Here is a 19,079-nt window from a genome sequence, read left to right as displayed (position 1 = left end):
GCGACCGAAGGCTTCGTCGACGCCACCCTCGCCCAGCATCTCGGCGCCAGCCTGCTGCGCGTCTTCCTCGCTTTGATCGCCGCCATCGCCATCGGCGTCCCGGCGGGGCTCGCCATCGGCCTCTCGACGGTGGGACGCGGCATCCTCGACCCCATCGTCGAGTTCCTGCGGCCGATCCCGCCGCTCGCCTATCTGCCGCTCGTCATCATCTGGGCCGGCATCGGCGAGACCGCCAAGGTGCTGGTGATCGGCCTCGCCATGCTGCCGCCGATCATCATCGCCACCGCCGCCGGGGCGCGGAACGTCGAGCCGAACCGCCTCAACGTCGCCCGCGCGCTGGGCGCGACCCGCGCGCAGGTGCTACGCCTCGTGGTGCTGCCCTCCACCCTGCCCTCGATCCTCACCGGCACGCGCATCGCGCTCGGCGCCGGCTGGTCGACGCTGGTCGCCGCCGAGCTGGTGGCCGCGACGCGCGGCGTCGGCTTCATGATCCAGTCGGCGGCCAATTTCCTCGCCACCGACGTGGTGGTCGCCGGCATCCTCGTCATCGCCGGCGTCGCCTTCGCGCTCGAATGCGGCGTGCGCCTCGTCGAGCGTCTGTTCGTATCCTGGACGCGGCACGTGTAAAAGCCAGCGGCACCAACAGATTAAGCGCGCCTCCGGGCAATTAAGTTCAAATTTACCTCAATTGGTATGAATGCATCCGATCTTGTTTGATCGGGGCGTTCTCAATAAGACCGCATTTCCGCCTTACTCGCGGAAGGCTGTCTTTGGTGCCGAGCAGGGGTGGTGGCGTCGTTCGCACAAAATGATCGGGCTCACTTGCGTGCCATGTTCCTCGCCTCTGCCGCGCTGCTGCTCGGCGGCGCCCCTGCTGGTGCCCAGGAGCCCACGGCGCCCAAAGAGCGCAACTTCTTCAGCTCCATAGCCGATCTCTTCAACCCGAACCGCGCGAGCGACGACACCCCGCTCATCGACCCGACGCCCTACACCCTCGCCATCGAGGTGAAGGGCGCCGACCGCACCCTGCGCAACGCCGTCACCGACGCCTCCAATCTGGAGAGCCTGAAGGACCGCCCGCCCTCCGGCGCCGCCGGGCTGATCCGCCGCGCACTGTCGGACTATGAGCGCATCACCGCCGCGCTCTACGGCCAGGGCCGCTATGCCGGCAACATCCGCATGACCATCGCCGGCAACGCGCCGGACGCGCCGAACATCTTCGATATCGTAGAAGCGTCGCGCAAGCGCGGCCCGGTGCCGGTGCGGGTCGACGTCGATCCCGGCCCGCCCTTCGTCTTCGGCGAGGTCCGCCTGATCGACGCGCGCACCCGCCGCCCCTTCACTGAGGCGCCGAGCCTGCGCGCGCTGCGCCTCGAGCCGGGCGAGCCGGCGCTCGCCGACGACGTGGTGCGCGCCGAATCGATACTGGTCGATTTCTGGCGCGAGCGCGGCCATCCCTTCGCGCACATCGCCTCGAAGGACGTGGTGGCCGACCACGCGACCAAGCGGCTGAACGTGACGCTCGCCGTCGATTCCGGCCCCTACGCCACCTTCGGCACCTTTACCGTCTCCGGCGCCGACTTTCTCACCCCCGGCTTCATCGAGGAACGCATCGCTATCCCGCCGGGCACCCCCTATTCGCCCGATGTCCTGAACCGCCTGCGCAAGCGCCTGCTCACCTACCAGGCCATCGCCAGCGTGCGCATCCGCGAGGGCGAGCGCCTCGACCCGCAGGGCCGGCTCCCAGTCGCCATCGAGGTGACGCTGCGCGAGCCGCGCTATGTCGGCTTCTCGGCGAAATATTCGAGCACCGACGGCTCCTCGATCAACGGCTATTGGGGCCACCGCAACCTGTTCGGCGGCGGCGAGACGCTGCGCCTCGACGCCACCGTCTCCTGGTTCGGCGAGAAATCTGAGGCGGTGCCGGACGCCGATCCGTTCGGCTACAAGCTCGCCGCCAGCTTCGTGAAACCCGGCATCTACACCGCGCAGGACGACCTCATCGCCAACGCCGCGGTGCTGCGCGAGGTGACCAACGCCTATGTGCGCGAGGGCGTCATCGGGCTGATCGGCGTGCGCCACCGCTTCGACGACACGCTCTCCATGCAGGTCAGCCTCGATCTGGAGCAGTCGGAGGTCGAGGACGCCGACCGCAAGGGCGACTATTTCGTCGCCGGCATCCCGGTCGACCTCTCCTACGACACCACCGACAGCCCGCTCGATCCCTCGCGCGGCATCCGCGCCAGCGCCACCGTCGAGCCCTTCGCCTATCTCGGCGACAGCGGCGCCGGCCCGGTGATGGTGAAGGGCACCTTCGCCACCTATTACGCGCTGGACGAGGACAGACGCTACATCCTCGCCGGCCGGGTCGCCGGCGGCAGCATCATGGGCGCGACGCTCTACGACGTGCCGCCGCAGCGGCGCTTCTATGTCGGCGGCGGCGGCTCGCTGCGCGGCTATGACTACCAGTCCGCCAGCCCGCGCAACGCCGACGGCGACATCATCGGCGGCCTCTCCTATTTCGAGGCCTCGGCCGAGCTGCGCATCAAGATCACCGACACCATCGGCGTGGTACCCTTCTTCGACATGGGCTCGGCCTTCGCCGACGAGGTGCCGGACTTCGGCGACATGAAATATTCGGCCGGCATCGGGCTGCGCTACTACACCGCCATCGGCCCGCTGCGCATCGACTTCGCCGTGCCGCTGAACCCCGGGCCGGACGATGGCGACTACGGCATCTATGTCAGCCTGGGGCAGGCCTTCTGATGCGGGCGCTTCGCACCATAATGATCTGGCTCGGCGTGATCCTGCTGGGCGTAGTCCTGCTCGTCGTCGGCGCCTTCCTCGCCATCCAGACGCCGCCGGGCAAGGCGTGGCTTGCCTCGCTCGCCTCCTCCCTCGCCTCATCGGACGGGTTGAAGGTCGAGATCGACCGGCTCGAAGGCTTCATTCCCTCCGACATGCGGGTCGCCAGCATCCGCGTCGCTGATGCCGACGGCCTGTTCGCCGAGGTCGAGAATGTCCGACTCGCCTGGCGGCCGCTGGAGCTGATCGGCGGCCGGCTCGACATCGCCGATGCCGGCGCCCGGCGCGTCGCGCTGCTGCGCAAGCCGAACCTGCCGCCGGCCGCGGAAGAGGCGCCGGCAAGCGAAGGCGGCGGCTTTGCCCTGCCGGTCCGTATCGGGCGATTCACGGTGGACGAGATCGACATCGCCGAGCCGGTCTTCGGCCATGCGGCGGTGCTCTCGCTCGCCGCCTCGGCCGAGTTGCTGGCGCTGGAGCGCGGCCTGTCGGCGACCTTCGACCTCAAGCGCACCGACGAGCCAGGCAGCGTCACCGGGCGGCTGAACTACGTGCCGGATACGCAGGTGCTCGATCTCGACGTCGCCGCGCAGGAACCGGCCGGCGGCCTCATCGCCCGCGCGGCGGGGCTGGAGGGTCTTCCTGCGCTGGCCGCGACATTGACGGGCTCCGGCCCGCTCGACGCCTGGGACGGGCATCTCGACGTCTCCGCCGGCGATGCCGCGCACATCACCGGCGCGGCGGGCATCCGCGCGGTCGCCGGCGGGCGCCGCGTCACCTTCGCCATCGACGCCGATGCCTCCCGCCTCGCCCCGGCGAACATCGCCCCGCTCATCGAGGGCCGCACCGAACTCGCCGGCACCGCCACCGTCGACGAAGCGCTGAAGGTCACCATCGAGACGGCGACGATCCGCGCCGCCGGCTTCGGCGCCGGCGTCAAGGGCGCGCTCGACGCCAATGCTATGAGCGCGGACCTCGCCTTCACCTTCACCGCCGGCGAGGCCACCCGCTTCGCCGCGCTGGCGCCCGGCGTCGGCTGGCAATCGCTTGCCGCCGAGGGAACGGTGAAGGGCGCGTTGGCGACCCCGGCCGTGGTGGCGCGGGTGAATGCCGGCGGGCTGACCGGTGCCGGCTACGGCGCAACCGCGCTGGTGGTGAACGCGCGCACCCTGCCCGACACATCGGGCGGCCTCGCACTCGATCTCGACGGCACCGCGGACGGGCTGACCGCCGCCGATCCGAAGGTCGCGAGCGCGCTCGGACCGACCGCCCGCTTCACCGTCAACGGCGTGAAGCCGCGGGTGGGTCCCGTCGCACTTACCGGCCTGACCGCGCAGCTCACCGCGCTGACCGCCCGCTTCGCCGGGCGCGCCTCGAGCGAGGCCGTTGCCGGCACGCTCAATGTCGAACGGCTCGACCTCGCCGCCCTCTCGCCGCTGGCCGGACGGACGCTCGCCGGCACCATGACGCTGGAAGCCGGCATCGACGCCAGCGGCGACCTCGCCCGCGCCGATGTCAGCCTGAAGGGCGAGACGCGCGGCGTCATCACCGGCATCGCGCAGGTGGACGGCCTGTTCGGCGGCACCACGACGATCGCGGGCGCGCTCGCGCGCGATGGCGAGAACGCCATACGCATCAACGGCCTGAACATCGCCGCCGAGGGCCTGTCGATCACCGCCGACGGCTCGGTCTCGAAGGCCAATGCCGATCTGGCGGCCAAGCTCGCCCTCAACGACCTCGCCCGGCTCGACCCGCGGGTGAGCGGCGCGGTCAGGGGCGAAGCCGCCTTCTCCGGCAATCTCGACGCTCTCGGCCTGACCGCGAACCTGAGCGTGCCGAACGGCACGGCGATGAAGCAGCCGGTCGAGAACCTCAACCTCGCCGTCACCGCCCGCGACCTCACCGGCCGCCCCTCCGCCGATCTGAAGCTCGCCGGCACCGTCGCCCGCAAGCCCGCCACCATCTCGGCGGCCTATGCCGCGCTCGACCAGAACGCCCATCAGATCAGGGGACTGGACGTCGCCATCGGGTCCGTCACGGCGAAGGGCGATGTCACCGTCGATGCGCAGAGCCGCGCAACCGGGGCGCTGACCGTTCGCGCCGGCAACCTCGCCGACCTTTCCGCCCTGGCGCTCGCCGAGCTTTCCGGCAGCCTCAACGCCGATATCCGCCTCGATGTCACGGACGGCAAGCAGCGCGTCGCGGTGAAGGCGGATGCGGACAAGATCACCGCCGCCGGCCAGAGCGTCGGCGGCGCGCGCATCGATGCCACCGTGGTCGATCCCGCCGGCGTCCCGACCCTCGACGGCTCCGCGCAGCTCTCCGCCGTCCGCGCCGGCGGCATGGACATTCCGCGCGCCGCCCTCACCGCGAAGGGCGGCACCGCCGGCACCGCGCTCACCCTCGACGCCGCGGTGAACGGCGCCAATCTCGCCGCCAATGGCGTGCTGAGCCAGCAGGGCGGCAATCCCGCCTTCCGCCTCGACCGGCTGAACCTCGCGCGCGGCACCGTCACCGTCACCACCTCGGCGCCGGCCAATTTCATGTGGTCTGCTAACCAGTTGACCATCGACCGGCTGGTCCTCGTCACCGGCGGCGGCACCAGCACGATCAGCGGGCGCGCCGGCTCCGAGCTCGATCTCACCGTCGATCTGCGCGCCCTGCCGCTGTCGCTCGCCGAACTCGCCTCGCCCGGTCTCGGCCTCTCCGGCACGCTGAGCGGCAATGCGCGGCTGCAGGGCCCGGCCGCGACGCTGACCGGCAACTACGCGCTCACCATCGCCCGGCTGAGCAATCCCGACCTCGCGCGGAACGGCGTCGGCCCGCTCGACATCCGCGCGGAGGGGCGCCTCGCGGGCGGGCGCGCCACCACGCAGGCCAGCATCACCGCGCCCTACATGTCCGGCGTCACCATCACCGGATCGGCGCCGCTCGGTGCCGGCGAACTCGACCTCGCCATGCGCGGCGCGCTCGATCTCGGCATCGCCAATCCGCTGCTCGCCGCCTCCGGCATGAGCGTCACCGGCCGCGCCGCCATCGACGCCACGCTGCGCGGCACGCCCGCCGCCCCGCGCGCCGGCGGCACGGTGCGCGTCACCGGCGGGCGCTTCCTCGACAGCGTGAACGGCGTCAACCTCGCTAATATCGAGGCGCTGGTCACCGGTACGGAGCGCTCGGTGACACTGTCCTCGCTTTCCGCCCGCACGCCCAATGGCGGCGGCCTCTCCGGCCGCGGTTCGGTGGCGCTCGATCCGGCCGCGGGCTTCCCCGGCAAGATCGACATCGATCTCAACAGTGCCGGCCTCGTCAACAGCGACCTGATGCGCCTCGTCGCCGAGGGGCGCGTGGCGGCGGAAGGCGCCTTCGCCAACAATCCGCGCATCGCCGGCCGGCTGGTGGTGAGGAGCCTCGACGTCAACATCGCCGATCGGCTGCCCGGCGGCGGCGAGACGCTGAACGTGCGCCACGTCAATACCGGCGCGCGCGCGGCCAACGGTCGCCGTGCGACGCCCGCCCCCCGCCCCGCCGCGGCGCGCCCGGCCAATGCCGGCATGCCGCTCGACCTTACCGTCTCGGCGCCGAACAACGTCTTCGTGCGCGGTATGGGGCTCACCGCCGAGCTGGGCGGCGACATCCGCGTCGGCGGCACCACGGCGAGCCCGATCACCGACGGCGGCTTCGAGATGCGGCGCGGCACCTTCGACATCCTCGGCAAGCGCCTCAACTTCACGCGCGGGCGCATCACCTTCACCGGCACCACGGACCCGGACCTCGACTTCGTCGCCGAGACGACGGCGAACGACATCACCGCGCAGATCCTCGTCACCGGCCCGGCCTCGCGGCCGGATGTCACCTTCACCTCCAACCCGACGCTGCCGCAGGACGAGGTGCTCTCGCGGCTGATGTTCGGACGCGCCGCCGGCTCGCTCACCCCCGGTCAGGCGATCCAGGTGGCGCAGACCATCGCGCAGTTCTCCGGCGGCGGCGCCGGCGTGCTCGACAGGATGCGCCGCTCGCTCGGCGTCGACAGCCTCGATGTCGGCACAAATTCCGCCGGCACCGGCGGACAGGTCGGCATCGGCCGGCGCCTGAACGACCGCATGTATCTGGGCGTGAGAGGCGGCACGACACCCGGCTCCAGCCAGGTGACGGTCGACGTCGACATCACCAAGAACATCCGCCTGCAGGGCGCCACCGGCGCCGATGGCTCGGCCGAGGTCGGCATCGGCGCGCAGTGGGATTACTGAGGCGGCCGATCAGCCCGCCAGACGGTCCGGCCGCGCGTTGCGGTAGGACGGCAGCGCCCTGAGCGCGAATTCGATGAGCTCGGTGCGGTTGCGCTCGCCGGTCGCCGCGAGCTCCAGAAGCGCGCTGGCGAGCACACGCCGGGTGTGCAGACGCTCGGCCTCGGAGGCCTTCAGCGTCGGATTCACGCGCACCGCGGTCTGCCACGCGAAATCGAGACATTCCTCCAGGACAGTGATGGTTTCCGGGTCGTAGCGCCCGCTCTCCATCCTCATGACGTCCTCCTCACCCTCCGTCCCCGATGGGGCCGGTTCCGGCAATCTAAGCACCATCGCGCCGCCGGTTCGATGCCGGATGCACGAGCGGCGGCTCACAAGAACGACATGGGCCGATGGAGGTTCCGGCGGCAGGACGCCGCAGCGCGGCCCGCCTCACGCTTCCGGGCTGGAGGCGAACAGGCTGAGGCCGAGCCGTTCCGACAGGTAGCGCGCCGCAAGCTGCCCGCGCACGCTGTTGCCGGCCGCGTCGAGGCGCGGCGAGAAGGTGCCGAGCCCACCCTTGCCCGGCGCCACCGTCACGATGCCCCCGCCGATGCCGCTCTTGCCCGGCAGGCCGACCTCATAGAGCCAGTCGCCCGACGTCTCGTAGAGCCCGGCGGTCGCCATCACCGCGAGCGCGTAGCGGCAGGTCTCGGCGTCGATCACCCGCGCGCCGGTCACCGGGTTCACCCCGCCGTCGGCCAGCGTCGCGCCCATCACCGCGAGGTCCTTCGCGTTCACCCGCAACGAACACTGCAGCGTGTAGAGGTCGATCGCCTCGGCCGCATCGCAATAGAGCCGCCCATAGCTCTCCAGCAGGTCGGCGATGGCGCGGTTGCGGAAATTGCTGGCGATGGCGCAGGCGTGGATGTCCTCGTCGACCACCAGCTCGCGCCCCGCGAAGCGCGAGAGCCCGTCGCGGATCCACGCCCATTTCGCCCCGTGGTTCGCACCCGGCGCGAGGCTACTGGCGGCGATGGCGCCGGAATTGACCATCGGGTTGGTGCGCCCGTCGCCGGCCCGCTCCATCGCCTCCAGCGCGTTGAACGGCAGGCCGGTGGCGTTGACCCCGAGCCGGGCGCGCGCCTCCCGGGCGCCGATCTCCTGACAGACCAGCGCGAAGACGAAGGGCTTCGACACGCTCATGATGGTGAAGTCGTGCTCCCAGTCGCCCGCCGTGTGGCAGGCGCCGTTGGTGCCGACGACGCAGAGGCCGAACAGCTCGGAGGGCATGGCGGCGAGCGAGGGATAGACCTCGGAGTTGCGCCCTTCCGCATGCCCCCTGAACCGCTCATGCGCGGAGCTGACCAGCGCCGCCACCACCTCGGACGGCGGCAGATGGCCGGTCGAGACGTAGGATGGCAGGGCGTCGCGGCTGTCGTCGGCAAAGCTCATGGCCGCCTCACCGGATCGGAACAGCGCTGACCGCGACGTCGACATGCATGCCGAGCGGATCGTCCGCATTGCCGACGAAGCTGCCCGAGATCGGGATCGCCTGCGACGCCTCGCGGGTCACGCCGACGCGGATCAGGTTGGCGCCGGCGACGAGGCCGTTGGTCGGATCGTACTCGACCCAGCCCGCGCCCGGCACATAGACGCCGCACCAGGCATGGGTGCTGCCACCGCCGCGCGTCGTGCCCGAGGTGTCGTCATAGAGATAGCCGGTGACGAAGCGGGTCGCGATGCCGAAGCTGCGCAGCGCCTCCATCATCAGCACCGCGAAGTCGCGGCAGGTGCCGGTGCCGAGCGCGATCGTCTGCGCGGCGGTCTGCGTGCCCTCCTCGAAGCGGGCGCCATAGGTGAACTCGGCCTTGATGGCGTGCGTCATCGCCTCCAGCACTTCCATCGTCTTCGCCGTCCCCGCCTCAGCGACCACGCGGCGCGCCCAGGCGTCCACCTTGCGTTCGGGGTCGGGCATCTGCCGCTCGGTGAGCCGCGCGAGGTCCGGTATCTCGTCCGGCGCATAGGTGAAGGGGAAGGTCTCGGCGGTGTGGTCGAGCCGGAACACCGGCAGCGCCTGGCCTTCGGGGTGGTGCGTGAGATCGAGCGTCGAGACGATGGAGAGCTTGTCGGCGCGCAGCTCCTCCGGCCATTCGAGGAAGCAGATCGAATTGTCGAACATGTCGTGCTTCCAGTACACGGCCGACGGCTCGGGAACGATGTCGAGCTTCGCCCGGTGCAGCCGCAGGTCGTGGCTGTCGTCCGGGCGCACCATCAGCCGGTGGCGTAGCAGGCCGACCGGATTGCGGTAGCTGTATTCGGTGCTGTGCACGATTCTGATGCGTGCCATTGGCGTCCCTCCCCGGTGCTGCGCCCGTCCTCTACACCAAAGCGCAGGACGTTGCCGCCCGGCATCGCGACACCTGCGGGCTTTTTCGTTGGACGGCGGTACGAAATTGCGGGATCAAGCGGGCCGCTTCCACGTCCCGCAAGGAACGCCGATGACCCCCCAGCTCGCCTTGATCCTCTTCATGCTCGCGGCTGCAGTGGCGATGTTCGTGCTGAACCGCCCGCGCATGGACGTGGTGGCGCTGCTGGTGCTGGTGACCATGCCGCTGACCGGCGTCGTCACCATGAACGAGGCGCTGGCGGGGTTCGCGGATGGCTCCATCATACTCATCGCCGCCCTGTTCGTGATCGGCGAGGGGCTGGTGCGCACCGGTGTCGCGCGCCGGCTCGGCGACTGGCTCGACAGGACCGCCGGCAACAGCGAGACCCGGCTGCTGGTGCTGCTGATGGCCTCGGTCGCCGGCCTCGGCTCGCTGATGAGCTCCACCGCCGTGGTGGCGATCTTCATCCCCGTGGTGCTGCGCATCGCCCAGAACCGGAGCATGTCGCCGCGCCGGCTGATGATGCCGCTCAGCGTCGCCGCGCTGATCAGCGGCATGCTGACCCTCGTCGCCACCGCGCCGAACCTCGTGGTGAACGCCGAGCTGATCCGGCAGGGCGCCGAGGGCTTCAGCTTCTTCGCCTTCACCCCCTTCGGCCTGCCGGTCCTGGCGGTCGGCATCGTCTACATGCTCGTCGCGCGCGGCCTGCTCACCGGCACGCCCGCGGAAGGTGGCGCCACGAAGGGGCGGCCGACGCTGCGCGACTGGATCGCCCGCTACCATCTGGCCGAGCGAGAGCGCCGCACCCTCGTCAAACCGGGCTCGCCGCTGGTCGGCCGGACGATCGAGGAGATCGACCTGCACGACGACGGCGTGAACCTGCTCGCCATCGAGCGCATCGGGCGCTTCTCCGCGACCGTCATCCGCCCCACCGGCCAGACCCGCATCGAGGCGGGCGACGTCCTGCTGGTCGACGTCAGCGCGACGCCGGAGAACGTCGAGGAGTTGCGCGCTCAGTACGGGCTGCAGCCGCTGCCGCTCAGCGAGAGCCACGACTATTTCAGCGACCGCTCGCAGGATATCGGCATGGTCGAGGTCATGCTCCCCGCCGAGTCGCGCCTGATCGGCCACACCATCGCCGATGCGCGCCTGCGCAGCGAGCACGGGCTCACCGTCATCGGCCTGCGGCACGGCGGCCGCGTGGTGACGGAGAACCTGCCCACCGAGACGCTGAAGCTCGGCGACACGCTGCTGCTGATCGGCTTCTGGTCCGACATCCGCAAGCTGCGCGAGGAAGGCGCAGACATGGTCGTGCTCAACATGCCGGCCGAGTTCGACGAGATCCTGCCCGCCGCGAGCCGCGCGCCCTATGCGCTCGGCGTGCTCGGCCTGGTGGTGCTGCTGATGGTCTCGGGTGTCGTGCCCAACGTGCAGGCGGCGCTGATCGGCTGCCTCCTGATGGGCCTGTTCGGCTGCGTCGACTTCAACAGCGCCTATGGCTCGATAAGCTGGAAGACGCTGATCCTGATCGTCGGCATGCTGCCCTTCTCGCTCGCCTTGCAGCGCACCGGCGGCGTCGACCTCGCGGCGGAAGGCGTGATCCATCTGGTCGGCGAGGCCGAGCCGCGTATCGTGCTGGCAACGCTGTTCGTCATCACCGCGGCGCTCGGCCTGTTCATCTCCAACACCGCGACGGCGGTGCTGATGGCGCCGGTCGCACTCGCCATCGCCAAGGATCTCGGCGCATCGCCCTACCCCTTCGCGATGATCATCGCGCTCGGCGCCTCGACCGCCTTCATGACGCCGATCTCCTCGCCGGTGAACACGCTGGTAGTCGGCCCCGGCCAGTACAGCTTCGGCGACTTCATCAAGGTCGGCGTGCCGCTCGCCATTCTCACGGCGATCATTTCCGTGCTGCTGGTGCCCGTCATCCTGCCTTTCTATTGACGGAGCCTACCCGTTTACCCTACGGGAGATTCCCGCTTGGCCGCTAATGTCAAGCGGAAGCAACATCATTGCCCTAACAGCATTCCATCGAATCTGACCCCGGAGACGGACCATGAAGGCGACGGTGACGGCGGCGCTCGCGCTGCTCGGCACGATGATGGCCGGCAGCGCCATGGCACAGACCATGAGCTATGCCCAGGCGGGCCAATTGCTGGCCAAGAGCTGCGGACCGGACATCGAGCGTTTCTGCCGAAACGACAATCTGGGCAACGGCGTGATCTTCGCCTGCCTGGTCAAGAACCAGGCCCAGGTCAAGCAGCAGTGCTTCACCGATGTCGGCGTGGTGCAGGCCTCGCTCGCCAAGCGCATCGCCGCCCAGCGCGACGCCTGGAAGGTGTGCGACGCCGACGTGCGCGAATTCTGCAAGGGCGTGGTGCCGGGGGATGCGAACATCCTCAACTGCCTCACCGAGGCGAGCAAGGTCGTCAGCCCGGCCTGCACCGCCGTCCTGACCGACGCCGGCTGGCGCTGAGAGGTCCGTCCATGTCCCGCATCATTCGCACCACTCTCGCCGCCGCCCTCGTCGCCGGCACTGCGTTCGCCGCCCTCGCCCCGTCGGCGAAGGCGCAGACCGCGATCAGCGACACCCAGATCATCCAGGGCCTGTCCGCCGTCACCAAGGACGAGCCGGGCATCACCGCCGCCCTGCTGCGCGATCTCGCCCAGAAGAGCATCGATTCGAATCCCAACCCGCCGTCAGGCCAGTCGGCGCTCGCAGCTCGGTTGAACAATCTCGCGCAAATCACTGTGCAGATTCAGTTCAAGCTGAACTCGGCGATCATCGAGCCGTCCTCCTATCAGGCGCTCGGATCGATCGCCGACGCGATCCACCACCCGATCCTGCGCGGCTACCGCTTCCTCGTCGTCGGCAACACCGACGCCACCGGGACGCGCGCCTACAATCTGAAGCTCAGCCAGGAGCGCGCCGACGCCATCGTGACGGCGCTGACCACCACCTTCGGCGTGCTGCCCGCACGGCTGGAAGCGGTCGGCCTCGGCCAGGAGGCGCTGCAGAACCCGGCGAAGCCCGACGATCCGGTCAATCGCCGCGTGCAGGTCTACAATATCGGGCACATCCTGCCCTGAGACGCGGAGGAGGCGGCCGCGGCCGCCTCGCTACCGCGCGGCCAGCCATCGCCCCCGCTTCCGCGGGCGATGGCCGAGCGGGATTCAACCCCGCCGCCGGGGAGCCGGCCTCGCTCCCGCCCCCCGCGCTGGCGCGGCCCCTGCCCATGGTAGCGTGATGCAGCGACGCAACAGCCGCCGCAAATCGCCCGGCGATGGCGCCTGACGACAAGCCGGCGTCGCCCATGGCGCAAAATGTCAAGTCGCAGGTGGCGATTGCTGCGATGGTGGCGGCAGGCGCCCGCACGCGCGCCATATCGGGTTGCGGTGCCCGATCCGTTCAGGGGGTGTCCCATGCGTCTCGCCGATCTTGCCGTCGTTTTCCTCGCCATCTCCGGCGCATCGGCGGCCCATGCCGCCGATCTTCCTGCCAAGGCACCGCCGGCACCCCTCGTCGTCGAGCCGGAATGGACGTTCCAGGCGACGTTCTACCTGTGGGCGACCGCCATGAACGGCGACACCGGCGTGCGCGGCCTGCCGCCGGCCAGCGTCGACGTCACCTTCTCCGATGTGCTGGACAATCTCGACGGCGCCGTCATGGGCTCCTTCCTTGCCCAGAAGGGCGACTGGACCTTCCTCGTCGACCTGATCTATGCCGACATCTCGGACAGTGCCAGCTTCGGCCCGCTCGGCGGTACCACCGCCGACCTGTCGCTGCAGCAGACCATCTTCCAGGGAATGGCCGGCTACAAACTGCCGCTCGGCCTGCCCGAGAATGTCGCGCTGAGCGGCACGGTGGGCTTCCGCTACCAGCACCTCGACGCCGATTTCGACCTTTCCAACGCCTTCCTGCCGATCGGCGCCAGCACCGGCGGCTCGCAGGACTGGGTCGACCCGACCGTCGGCCTGATGCTGCAGTACCGTATCGACGACAAGTGGTTCATCAACGCCATCGGCGACGTCGGCGGCTTCGGCGTGTCGTCGAAGATCACCGCCCAGGGCTTCCTCGCCGTCGGCTATATGTGGACGCCCTCGATCTCCAGCGCGATCGGCTACCGCGCCATCTACACCGACTACGAGAAGGACGGCTTCGTCTACGACCTGACGCAGCACGGCGCCTTCCTCAGCGTCGCCTATCACTTCTGATTCGGCCGGTGCCTCAGGCGCGCCTCAGGCTGCCGAGCAGCAGCTTGTAGGCGCCGACCGCCCGCCGCGCCGCCGCTTCCGCGTCCTCCGCATTGGCGATCCAGAGCGCGGCGGCGAGCATCGCGCCGTTGAGCACGCGCGCGGTCGCCTCCGCGTCGACCGGCACGATCAGTTGCGCCGCCTGCAGATTCTCCAGCGTCGCGGTCAGCGAGCGGATGCAGGCACTCTGCCCCGGCCAGGTCGAGGGATCGCCGAGCACCGCCGGCCCGTCGCGCAGCATGATGCGCTGGATCTCCGGCTCCAGCGCCATCTCGATATAGCCGACGCACTCGTCGACGAAGCCCTGCCAGGGATCGGGAGCGGCGCGCGACACCGCGCAGAGCTGGTCGCTCATCTCGGCGTCGATCTCGGCGATCACCGCTTCGAGCAGGCCCTTCTTGTCGCCGAAATGGTGGTAGAGCGCCCCGCGCGTCAGCCCGGCGGCAGCGGTGAAGTCGTCCATCGACGCCTCCGCATAGCCGACCGCGCCGAAGGCATGCCGCGCCGCGGCGATCAGCTTCGCTCGCGTCTCGGCGACCATGTCGCTGCGGGCTCTGCGAACAATCATGCATCCTCGCTTCGCATACATGACGTATGCTAATTGACATACGAAGCGTATGCATTAATAATTCACATACGTCACGTATGTAAGTGGCGCTCCGCTACCGATCAAGGAGCTCCAGATGCCGAATCCCTATGCCGCAATCTTCCGCGCGCCCGGCGCGAAAGGCTTCGCCGCCGCCGGCTTCGTCGCCCGCCTCCCCGTCGCCATGGTGTCGATGGGCATCGTCGCCATGCTGTCGCAGACCCATGGCGAATACTGGCTCGCCGGCGCCGTGGCGGCGACCTTCGCGCTGTCCAATGCGCTCGTCTCTCCGCAGGTCTCGCGCCTCGTGGACCGTCACGGTCAGGCGCGCGTGCTGGTGCCGGCGACCTTCGTCGCGGTCGTCGCCTTCGCCGTCCTCCTGGTCGCCACGCATCTGCGCCTGCCCTCCTGGATCCTGTTCGTCGCGGCCTTCGCAGCAAGTGTCATGCCGAGCATGCCGGCGATGGTGCGTGCCCGCTGGACCGCGCTCTATCGCGACCGGCAGGAGCTCGGCACCGCCTTCGCCTTCGAATCGGTGGCCGACGAGGTGATCTACATGATGGGCTCAGTGCTCTCGGTGGGCCTCAGTGTCGCCTGGTTCCCGGAAGCCGGGCCGCTGGTCTCGACGCTGTTCCTCGCGCTCGGCACCGCCCTGTTCGTCGCGCAGAAGTCGACCGAGCCGCCGGTCATAGAGGTATCGCGCAAGCGCTCCGGCGGCTCGGCGATCCGCCTCGGCGTGGTGCAGATCATCACCCTGACGCTGATCGCCGTCGGCACCATCTTCGGCACCGCCGAAGTGACGGTGATCGCGCTCACCAAGGCGCTCGGCCAGCCGGGGGCTGCGAGCTTCATCCTCGCCATCTATGCCGGCGGCTCGCTGGTCGCCGGGCTGGTCTATGGCGCGCTGCGGCCCGGCATGCCGCTGGCCGGCCAGTTCGTCGTCGCCAACGCCGTCGCCGCGCTCACCACCCTGCCGCTGCTGCTCGCGGGGAACGTCCCGCTGCTCGCCGGCCTGCTGTTCCTGGCGGGAGTGAGTATCTCGCCGACCTTCATCACCGCCTTCGGCCTGATCGAGCGGCTCGTGCCGCCCGAGAAGCTCACCGAGGGCATCACCTGGGCGATGACCGGGATCGGCATCGGCATGGCCTTCGGCTCCTTCCTGTCCGGCTATGTGATCGATGCCTATGGCGCGCGCAGCGGTTTCTACGTCTCGATCGGCGCCGGCCTGTTCGCCTTCGCGACGGCGGGCCTCGGCTACCGGGCCCTCACGGGCTGCGACCGACCGAGCGCGGCCTGCGCGACCGCCTGAACCCGCGGCACGGCGCGGGAGCGGGCGCCGAAGACGCTTGACATCCGGGCGATTGCGCCCGCCAAAGGGAGCGCTGACGGGGACCGTGCGTCGCCGTCAGCGCTGCCATTTACGGGGTATCCGGCCTCGAATCTCGGCGCCCCGCCGCGTCCCTTCGCCCGAGCAGGTACATGATGATGTCCTCCTTCGAGCCGGTCGATTCCGGTGCCGTTCCCCGCTATGCGGGCATCCCCACCTTCATGCGCCTGCCGCTCGCCACCCCGGCCGAGGTCGACATCGCGCTGCTCGGCATTCCCTATGACGGCGGCGCCACCAACCGCGTCGGCACCCGCCACGGCCCCCGCGAGATCCGCAACCAGTCGAGCCTGACCCGCCGCGTGCACCACGTCTCCGGCCTGTCGCCCTATGACCGCGCCCGCATCGCCGATTGCGGCGACGTGCCGGTCGACCCGATGGACCTGATGCGCACGCTGGACCTGATCTCCGGCTTCTACGCCGATGTGAAAAAGGCCGGCGCCCTGCCGCTCACCGCCGGCGGCGATCATCTGATCACGTTGCCGATCCTGCGCGGGCTGGCGAGCGACGGTCCGGTCGGCCTCATCCAGTTCGACGCGCATTCCGACACCTACGACATCTTCTTCGGCTCCAGCCGCTACAATCACGGCACGCCATTCCGCCGCGCCATCGAGGAAGGACTGGTCGATCCCAAGCGCTTCGTACAGATCGGCCTGCGCGGCGCCATCTCGGACGCGGCGAACTACGATTTCGCCAAGGCCTGCGGCGTGCGCATCATCTTCATCGAGGAGTTCATGGCGCGCGGTGTCGACGACGTGATGGATGAGGCGCGCGCCATCGTCGGCGATCGGCCGACCTACGTGACCTTCGACATCGACTGCATCGATCCCTCGCAGGCGCCCGGCACCGGCACGCCGGAGATCGGTGGCTTCCTCACCCGCGAGGCGCAGGCGCTGGTGCGCAAGCTGGAGGGATTGAACATCATCGGCGCCGACCTCGTCGAGGTCTCCCCGCCGCTCGACCCCTCCGGCCTTACCGCACTCACCGGGGCGACCATCCTGTTCGAGGAGCTGTGCGTGCTGGCCGGCGTCGTGGAGGCGCGGAAGCCGGCCGCGTGAATCGTCCCGAGCCCTGATTATGGAAGCAGCCTTACCCCGATTCATTGAAATGGAGGGGCTGCCATATACGGGCACTTTACCTGCATGGCGTAAATTGCGGCTGCTTTTTCACAGTTGAGGCGTTTGCTTGTGGACAGGAGCCTGGAGCTCAGCCGGTGGCTCGCGCGGCGCGCGGTGCCCGCGATCACCGGCCTGATCATCGTGGCCAACCTGTTCATGGTGGGCGTGCTGATCCTTGCCGCCCGCGATCAGAACGCCTTCAGCGCCCACCTCACCACCTCCTTCGTGCGCGAGCGCTATGACGCACTCAACACGCGCATGCGCGAGATCTCAAAGGATTACGCCGGCTGGGAGGCCGCCTACGCCAATCTGAACGACGCCGTGAACACGCAGTGGGCGTTCGAGGAGGGGAATTTCGGCTCCACCCTCGCCAGCGACCTCGGCATCAAATATGTCTTCGTCCTGAGCCCTGAGGACAAGACGACCTACGCGATCATCGACGGCGCGCTCTCCACGGAGACGGCCGACGAAGCGCTCGGCCCCGTCGTTCGCGATCTGGCGAACGAAGCGCGCCGCGCCGGCAAGGGCCAGACCATCCCAGTCACCGCGACCCTGTTCGACGGCGACACCCCGATACTGGCGGTCGCCAGCGTGCTGTCGACCGGCGACAATGCCGAAGAGCAGCCTGCCGACACACCCATGACGGTCGTGATCTTCGGCCGGCCGCTCACCGCAGAGGCGCTGGGCGCCACGCACGAAACCGATATCAGCGGGCTCCGCGTCGAGCGCGGCGCCGAGGCCGGAGCCACTGGCGAGCGCCTGCCGATCGCGACGATGCCGGCGTCGCCCCCGGCCTTCCTGGTGTGGGAGCCGCCGCATCCCGGCACCCGGCTGATCTGGCTGATGCTGCCCTGGATCATCCTCGCCGCCGCCGCGCTGGGCGTGCTGACCGCGCTGGTCCTCCGCCACGCGCTGAGCAGCGCGAAGGTGATCGAGGACAAGATCAACGAGGTCGGCGCCGCACGCGACGCGGCCCGCCACATGTCCTATCACGACGCGGTGACGGGGCTGCCCAACCGGGCCCAGGCCATCGAACACCTCACCCGGCTGCTGAAGGACGGTGAGCACGTCGCCGCCCTGTTCCTCGACCTCGACCGCTTCAAGCCGGTCAACGACGCGTTCGGCCACACCGTCGGCGACCTCGTCCTCGCGGAGGTCGGCCAGCGCGTGCGCGGGATAGTGCCGGAAAGCGCCCTGGTCGCGCGGATCGGCGGCGACGAGTTCCTGGTCCTGCTGCAGAAGGAGGCCGCGCCGCCCGTCGAGGAGCTCTGCGAGCGGCTGATCGGCGGCATTCGCGAGCCGATCGAGCTGGAGGCGTGCGAGCTGCATATCGGCCTCTCGATCGGCATCGCCTGCGGACCGGAGGATGCCGACGAGGCGCTGGAGCTGATCCGCCGCAGCGACCTTGCCATGTTCCAGGCCAAGCGCGCCGGACGCAGCACCTATGTGCGCTTCACGCCGGCGATGAACGAGCGCATCCGCGAGCGCCCCGAGCTCGAACGCGACCTCTGGCGCGGCATCGAGGCCGGCGAATTCGAGCTCCACTACCAGCCGCGCTTCGAGTGCCGCTCGCTCCGGCTGGTCGGGTTCGAGGCCCTCCTGCGCTGGAACCACCCGGTGCGCGGCCTGATGCAGCCGGGCGACTTCCTCGAGCTGGCGGAGGAGACCGGCGTCATCCGCAACCTCGGCGCCTTCGCCGTCACCTCGGCCTGTCGGACCATGGCGCCCTATGAGGACCTCTCCGTCTCGGTGAACATCTCGCCGTCCCAGCTCCGCAGCGGCCGGCTGATCGAGATCGTGTCGGGCGCCCTCGCCGCGTCGGGGCTCGAGCCGTGCCGGCTGGAGCTGGAGCTCACCGAGACCATGCTGATCGAGGACAGCTCGGTCGCCGCGACGCTGCTGGACCAGCTCAAGGCGCTCGGCGTGCGGCTCGCGCTCGACGATTTCGGCACCGGCTATTCGGCACTCGGCTATCTCCGGCGCTTCCCCTTCGACCGGCTGAAGATCGACCAGCACTTCGTCGCCGACCTCGGCGCCGCCGGCAAGGGCCGGGCCATCGTCCAGGCCATCATCGGTCTCGCCCGCGCGCTGAAGCTCTCGGTGACCGCCGAGGGCGTCGAGACCGCCGAGCAGCTCATGCTGCTGCAGGCCGACCAGTGCGACGAGGCGCAGGGCTTCCTGCTCGGCCGACCGGTTCCCGCCGACCGCATCCCGGCGCTGATCCGCGACGCCCGCGATACCGTCGAACGCCGCGACCACCCGGACGCCGCGCTGCGCAGCCGCATCGAGGGGTGAGCATGTTCCGCGAAAGTTGAGAGA

The 19,079-nt window shown here is 69.6% G+C and carries 14 protein-coding genes; 10 read left to right on the top strand and 4 right to left on the bottom strand.

Translation table 11 applies throughout. The features are described from left to right. The 3 genes from U742_RS0100995 to U742_RS23675 all read left to right on the top strand — a co-directional run. Nucleotides 1-627, top strand: a 627-nt coding sequence (locus tag U742_RS0100995) for an ABC transporter permease subunit (RefSeq protein WP_029349147.1), incomplete at its 5' end; no start/stop codon positions are given. A gap of 204 nt (nt 628-831) precedes the next feature. Continuing rightward, nucleotides 832-2,766 carry an autotransporter assembly complex protein TamA gene (locus tag U742_RS0100990; protein WP_029349145.1) on the top strand — a complete coding sequence of 645 codons (1,935 nt, stop codon included), beginning with the start codon at nt 832-834 and terminating at the stop codon, nt 2,764-2,766. Next, nucleotides 2,766-7,049, top strand: a complete 4,284-nt coding sequence (locus tag U742_RS23675; RefSeq protein ID WP_197028137.1) for a translocation/assembly module TamB domain-containing protein — start codon at nt 2,766-2,768, stop codon at nt 7,047-7,049. The genes U742_RS0100990 and U742_RS23675 overlap by 1 nt, the downstream gene beginning before the upstream one ends. 9 nt (nt 7,050-7,058) lie before the next feature. Here U742_RS23675 and U742_RS0100980 read toward each other — a convergent pair whose 3' ends face one another. The 3 genes from U742_RS0100980 to U742_RS0100970 all read right to left on the bottom strand — a co-directional run bounded on the left by U742_RS0100980 (nt 7,059) and on the right by U742_RS0100970 (nt 9,375). Continuing rightward, the gene (locus tag U742_RS0100980; protein ID WP_156034091.1) at nt 7,059-7,322 is read right to left on the bottom strand and encodes a hypothetical protein; all 264 of its coding nucleotides are present in this window, start codon (nt 7,320-7,322) and stop codon (nt 7,059-7,061) included. Nucleotides 7,323-7,478: 156 nt separating this feature from the next. Beyond that, the gene (glsA, locus tag U742_RS0100975) at nt 7,479-8,480 is read right to left on the bottom strand and encodes a glutaminase A (RefSeq protein ID WP_029349139.1); all 1,002 of its coding nucleotides are present in this window, start codon (nt 8,478-8,480) and stop codon (nt 7,479-7,481) included. A 7-nt stretch (nt 8,481-8,487) separates the two neighbouring features. Beyond that, nucleotides 8,488-9,375, bottom strand: coding sequence for a transglutaminase family protein (locus U742_RS0100970; RefSeq protein WP_029349137.1), 888 nt, complete (start codon nt 9,373-9,375; stop codon nt 8,488-8,490). Between U742_RS0100970 and U742_RS0100965 the strand changes: the two genes are divergently transcribed. The 4 genes from U742_RS0100965 (at nt 9,365) to U742_RS0100950 (ending at nt 13,633) form a co-directional block, all read left to right on the top strand. Next, nucleotides 9,365-11,362 (top strand): SLC13 family permease, encoded by a 1,998-nt coding sequence (locus U742_RS0100965; RefSeq protein ID WP_081852750.1) that lies wholly within the window; start codon nt 9,365-9,367, stop codon nt 11,360-11,362. The genes U742_RS0100970 and U742_RS0100965 overlap by 11 nt on opposite strands. A gap of 112 nt (nt 11,363-11,474) precedes the next feature. Continuing rightward, on the top strand, nt 11,475-11,894 hold the full coding sequence (locus U742_RS0100960) for a cysteine rich repeat-containing protein (protein WP_029349133.1): 420 nt from the start codon (nt 11,475-11,477) through the stop codon (nt 11,892-11,894). 11 nt (nt 11,895-11,905) lie between these two features. Next, nucleotides 11,906-12,508: an OmpA family protein gene (locus tag U742_RS0100955; protein ID WP_029349131.1), complete on the top strand. Its 603-nt coding sequence runs from the start codon at nt 11,906-11,908 to the stop codon at nt 12,506-12,508. A 333-nt stretch (nt 12,509-12,841) separates the two neighbouring features. Beyond that, the gene (locus U742_RS0100950) at nt 12,842-13,633 is read left to right on the top strand and encodes a hypothetical protein (protein WP_051660751.1); all 792 of its coding nucleotides are present in this window, start codon (nt 12,842-12,844) and stop codon (nt 13,631-13,633) included. A 13-nt stretch (nt 13,634-13,646) separates the two neighbouring features. On the opposite strand, the gene U742_RS0100945 is transcribed toward U742_RS0100950, so the two are convergent. Beyond that, nucleotides 13,647-14,240 (bottom strand): TetR/AcrR family transcriptional regulator, encoded by a 594-nt coding sequence (locus U742_RS0100945; protein ID WP_029349128.1) that lies wholly within the window; start codon nt 14,238-14,240, stop codon nt 13,647-13,649. 115 nt (nt 14,241-14,355) lie between these two features. Here U742_RS0100945 and U742_RS0100940 point away from each other — a divergent pair, with 115 nt between their 5' ends. The 3 genes from U742_RS0100940 to U742_RS22345 all read left to right on the top strand — a co-directional run bounded on the left by U742_RS0100940 (nt 14,356) and on the right by U742_RS22345 (nt 19,055). Then, nucleotides 14,356-15,567 (top strand): MFS transporter, encoded by a 1,212-nt coding sequence (locus U742_RS0100940; protein ID WP_029349126.1) that lies wholly within the window; start codon nt 14,356-14,358, stop codon nt 15,565-15,567. 173 nt (nt 15,568-15,740) lie between these two features. Further along, a complete protein-coding gene (gene speB, locus U742_RS0100935) occupies nt 15,741-16,700 on the top strand; it encodes an agmatinase (protein ID WP_029349124.1) in 960 nt (319 codons plus the stop codon). A gap of 129 nt (nt 16,701-16,829) precedes the next feature. Continuing rightward, on the top strand, nt 16,830-19,055 hold the full coding sequence (locus tag U742_RS22345; protein ID WP_051660750.1) for a putative bifunctional diguanylate cyclase/phosphodiesterase: 2,226 nt from the start codon (nt 16,830-16,832) through the stop codon (nt 19,053-19,055). Nucleotides 19,056-19,079: the final 24 nt, after the last annotated feature.

This window comes from Allobosea sp. 117 (genome assembly GCF_000702305.1).
GTDB lineage: Bacteria > Pseudomonadota > Alphaproteobacteria > Rhizobiales > Xanthobacteraceae > Ancylobacter.
Note: the sequence above shows the minus strand (reverse complement) of the source record. Positions and strands in the feature narration are given on the sequence as shown.

Excerpts from the sequence above, each read along its gene's own strand:
- U742_RS0100960 (WP_029349133.1), top strand. The coding sequence starts at position 11,475 with ATGAAGGCGACGGTGACGGCGGCGCTCGCGCTGCTCGGCACGATGATG.
- U742_RS0100950 (WP_051660751.1), top strand. The coding sequence starts at position 12,842 with ATGCGTCTCGCCGATCTTGCCGTCGTTTTCCTCGCCATCTCCGGCGCA.
- U742_RS0100980 (WP_156034091.1), bottom strand. The coding sequence starts at position 7,322 with ATGAGGATGGAGAGCGGGCGCTACGACCCGGAAACCATCACTGTCCTG.
- U742_RS0100965 (WP_081852750.1), top strand. The coding sequence starts at position 9,365 with ATGCGTGCCATTGGCGTCCCTCCCCGGTGCTGCGCCCGTCCTCTACAC.
- U742_RS0100940 (WP_029349126.1), top strand. The coding sequence starts at position 14,356 with ATGCCGAATCCCTATGCCGCAATCTTCCGCGCGCCCGGCGCGAAAGGC.
- U742_RS0100990 (WP_029349145.1), top strand. The coding sequence starts at position 832 with ATGTTCCTCGCCTCTGCCGCGCTGCTGCTCGGCGGCGCCCCTGCTGGT.
- U742_RS0100970 (WP_029349137.1), bottom strand. The coding sequence starts at position 9,375 with ATGGCACGCATCAGAATCGTGCACAGCACCGAATACAGCTACCGCAAT.
- glsA (WP_029349139.1), bottom strand. The coding sequence starts at position 8,480 with ATGAGCTTTGCCGACGACAGCCGCGACGCCCTGCCATCCTACGTCTCG.
- U742_RS0100945 (WP_029349128.1), bottom strand. The coding sequence starts at position 14,240 with ATGATTGTTCGCAGAGCCCGCAGCGACATGGTCGCCGAGACGCGAGCG.
- speB (WP_029349124.1), top strand. The coding sequence starts at position 15,741 with ATGATGTCCTCCTTCGAGCCGGTCGATTCCGGTGCCGTTCCCCGCTAT.
- U742_RS0100955 (WP_029349131.1), top strand. The coding sequence starts at position 11,906 with ATGTCCCGCATCATTCGCACCACTCTCGCCGCCGCCCTCGTCGCCGGC.
- U742_RS23675 (WP_197028137.1), top strand. The coding sequence starts at position 2,766 with ATGCGGGCGCTTCGCACCATAATGATCTGGCTCGGCGTGATCCTGCTG.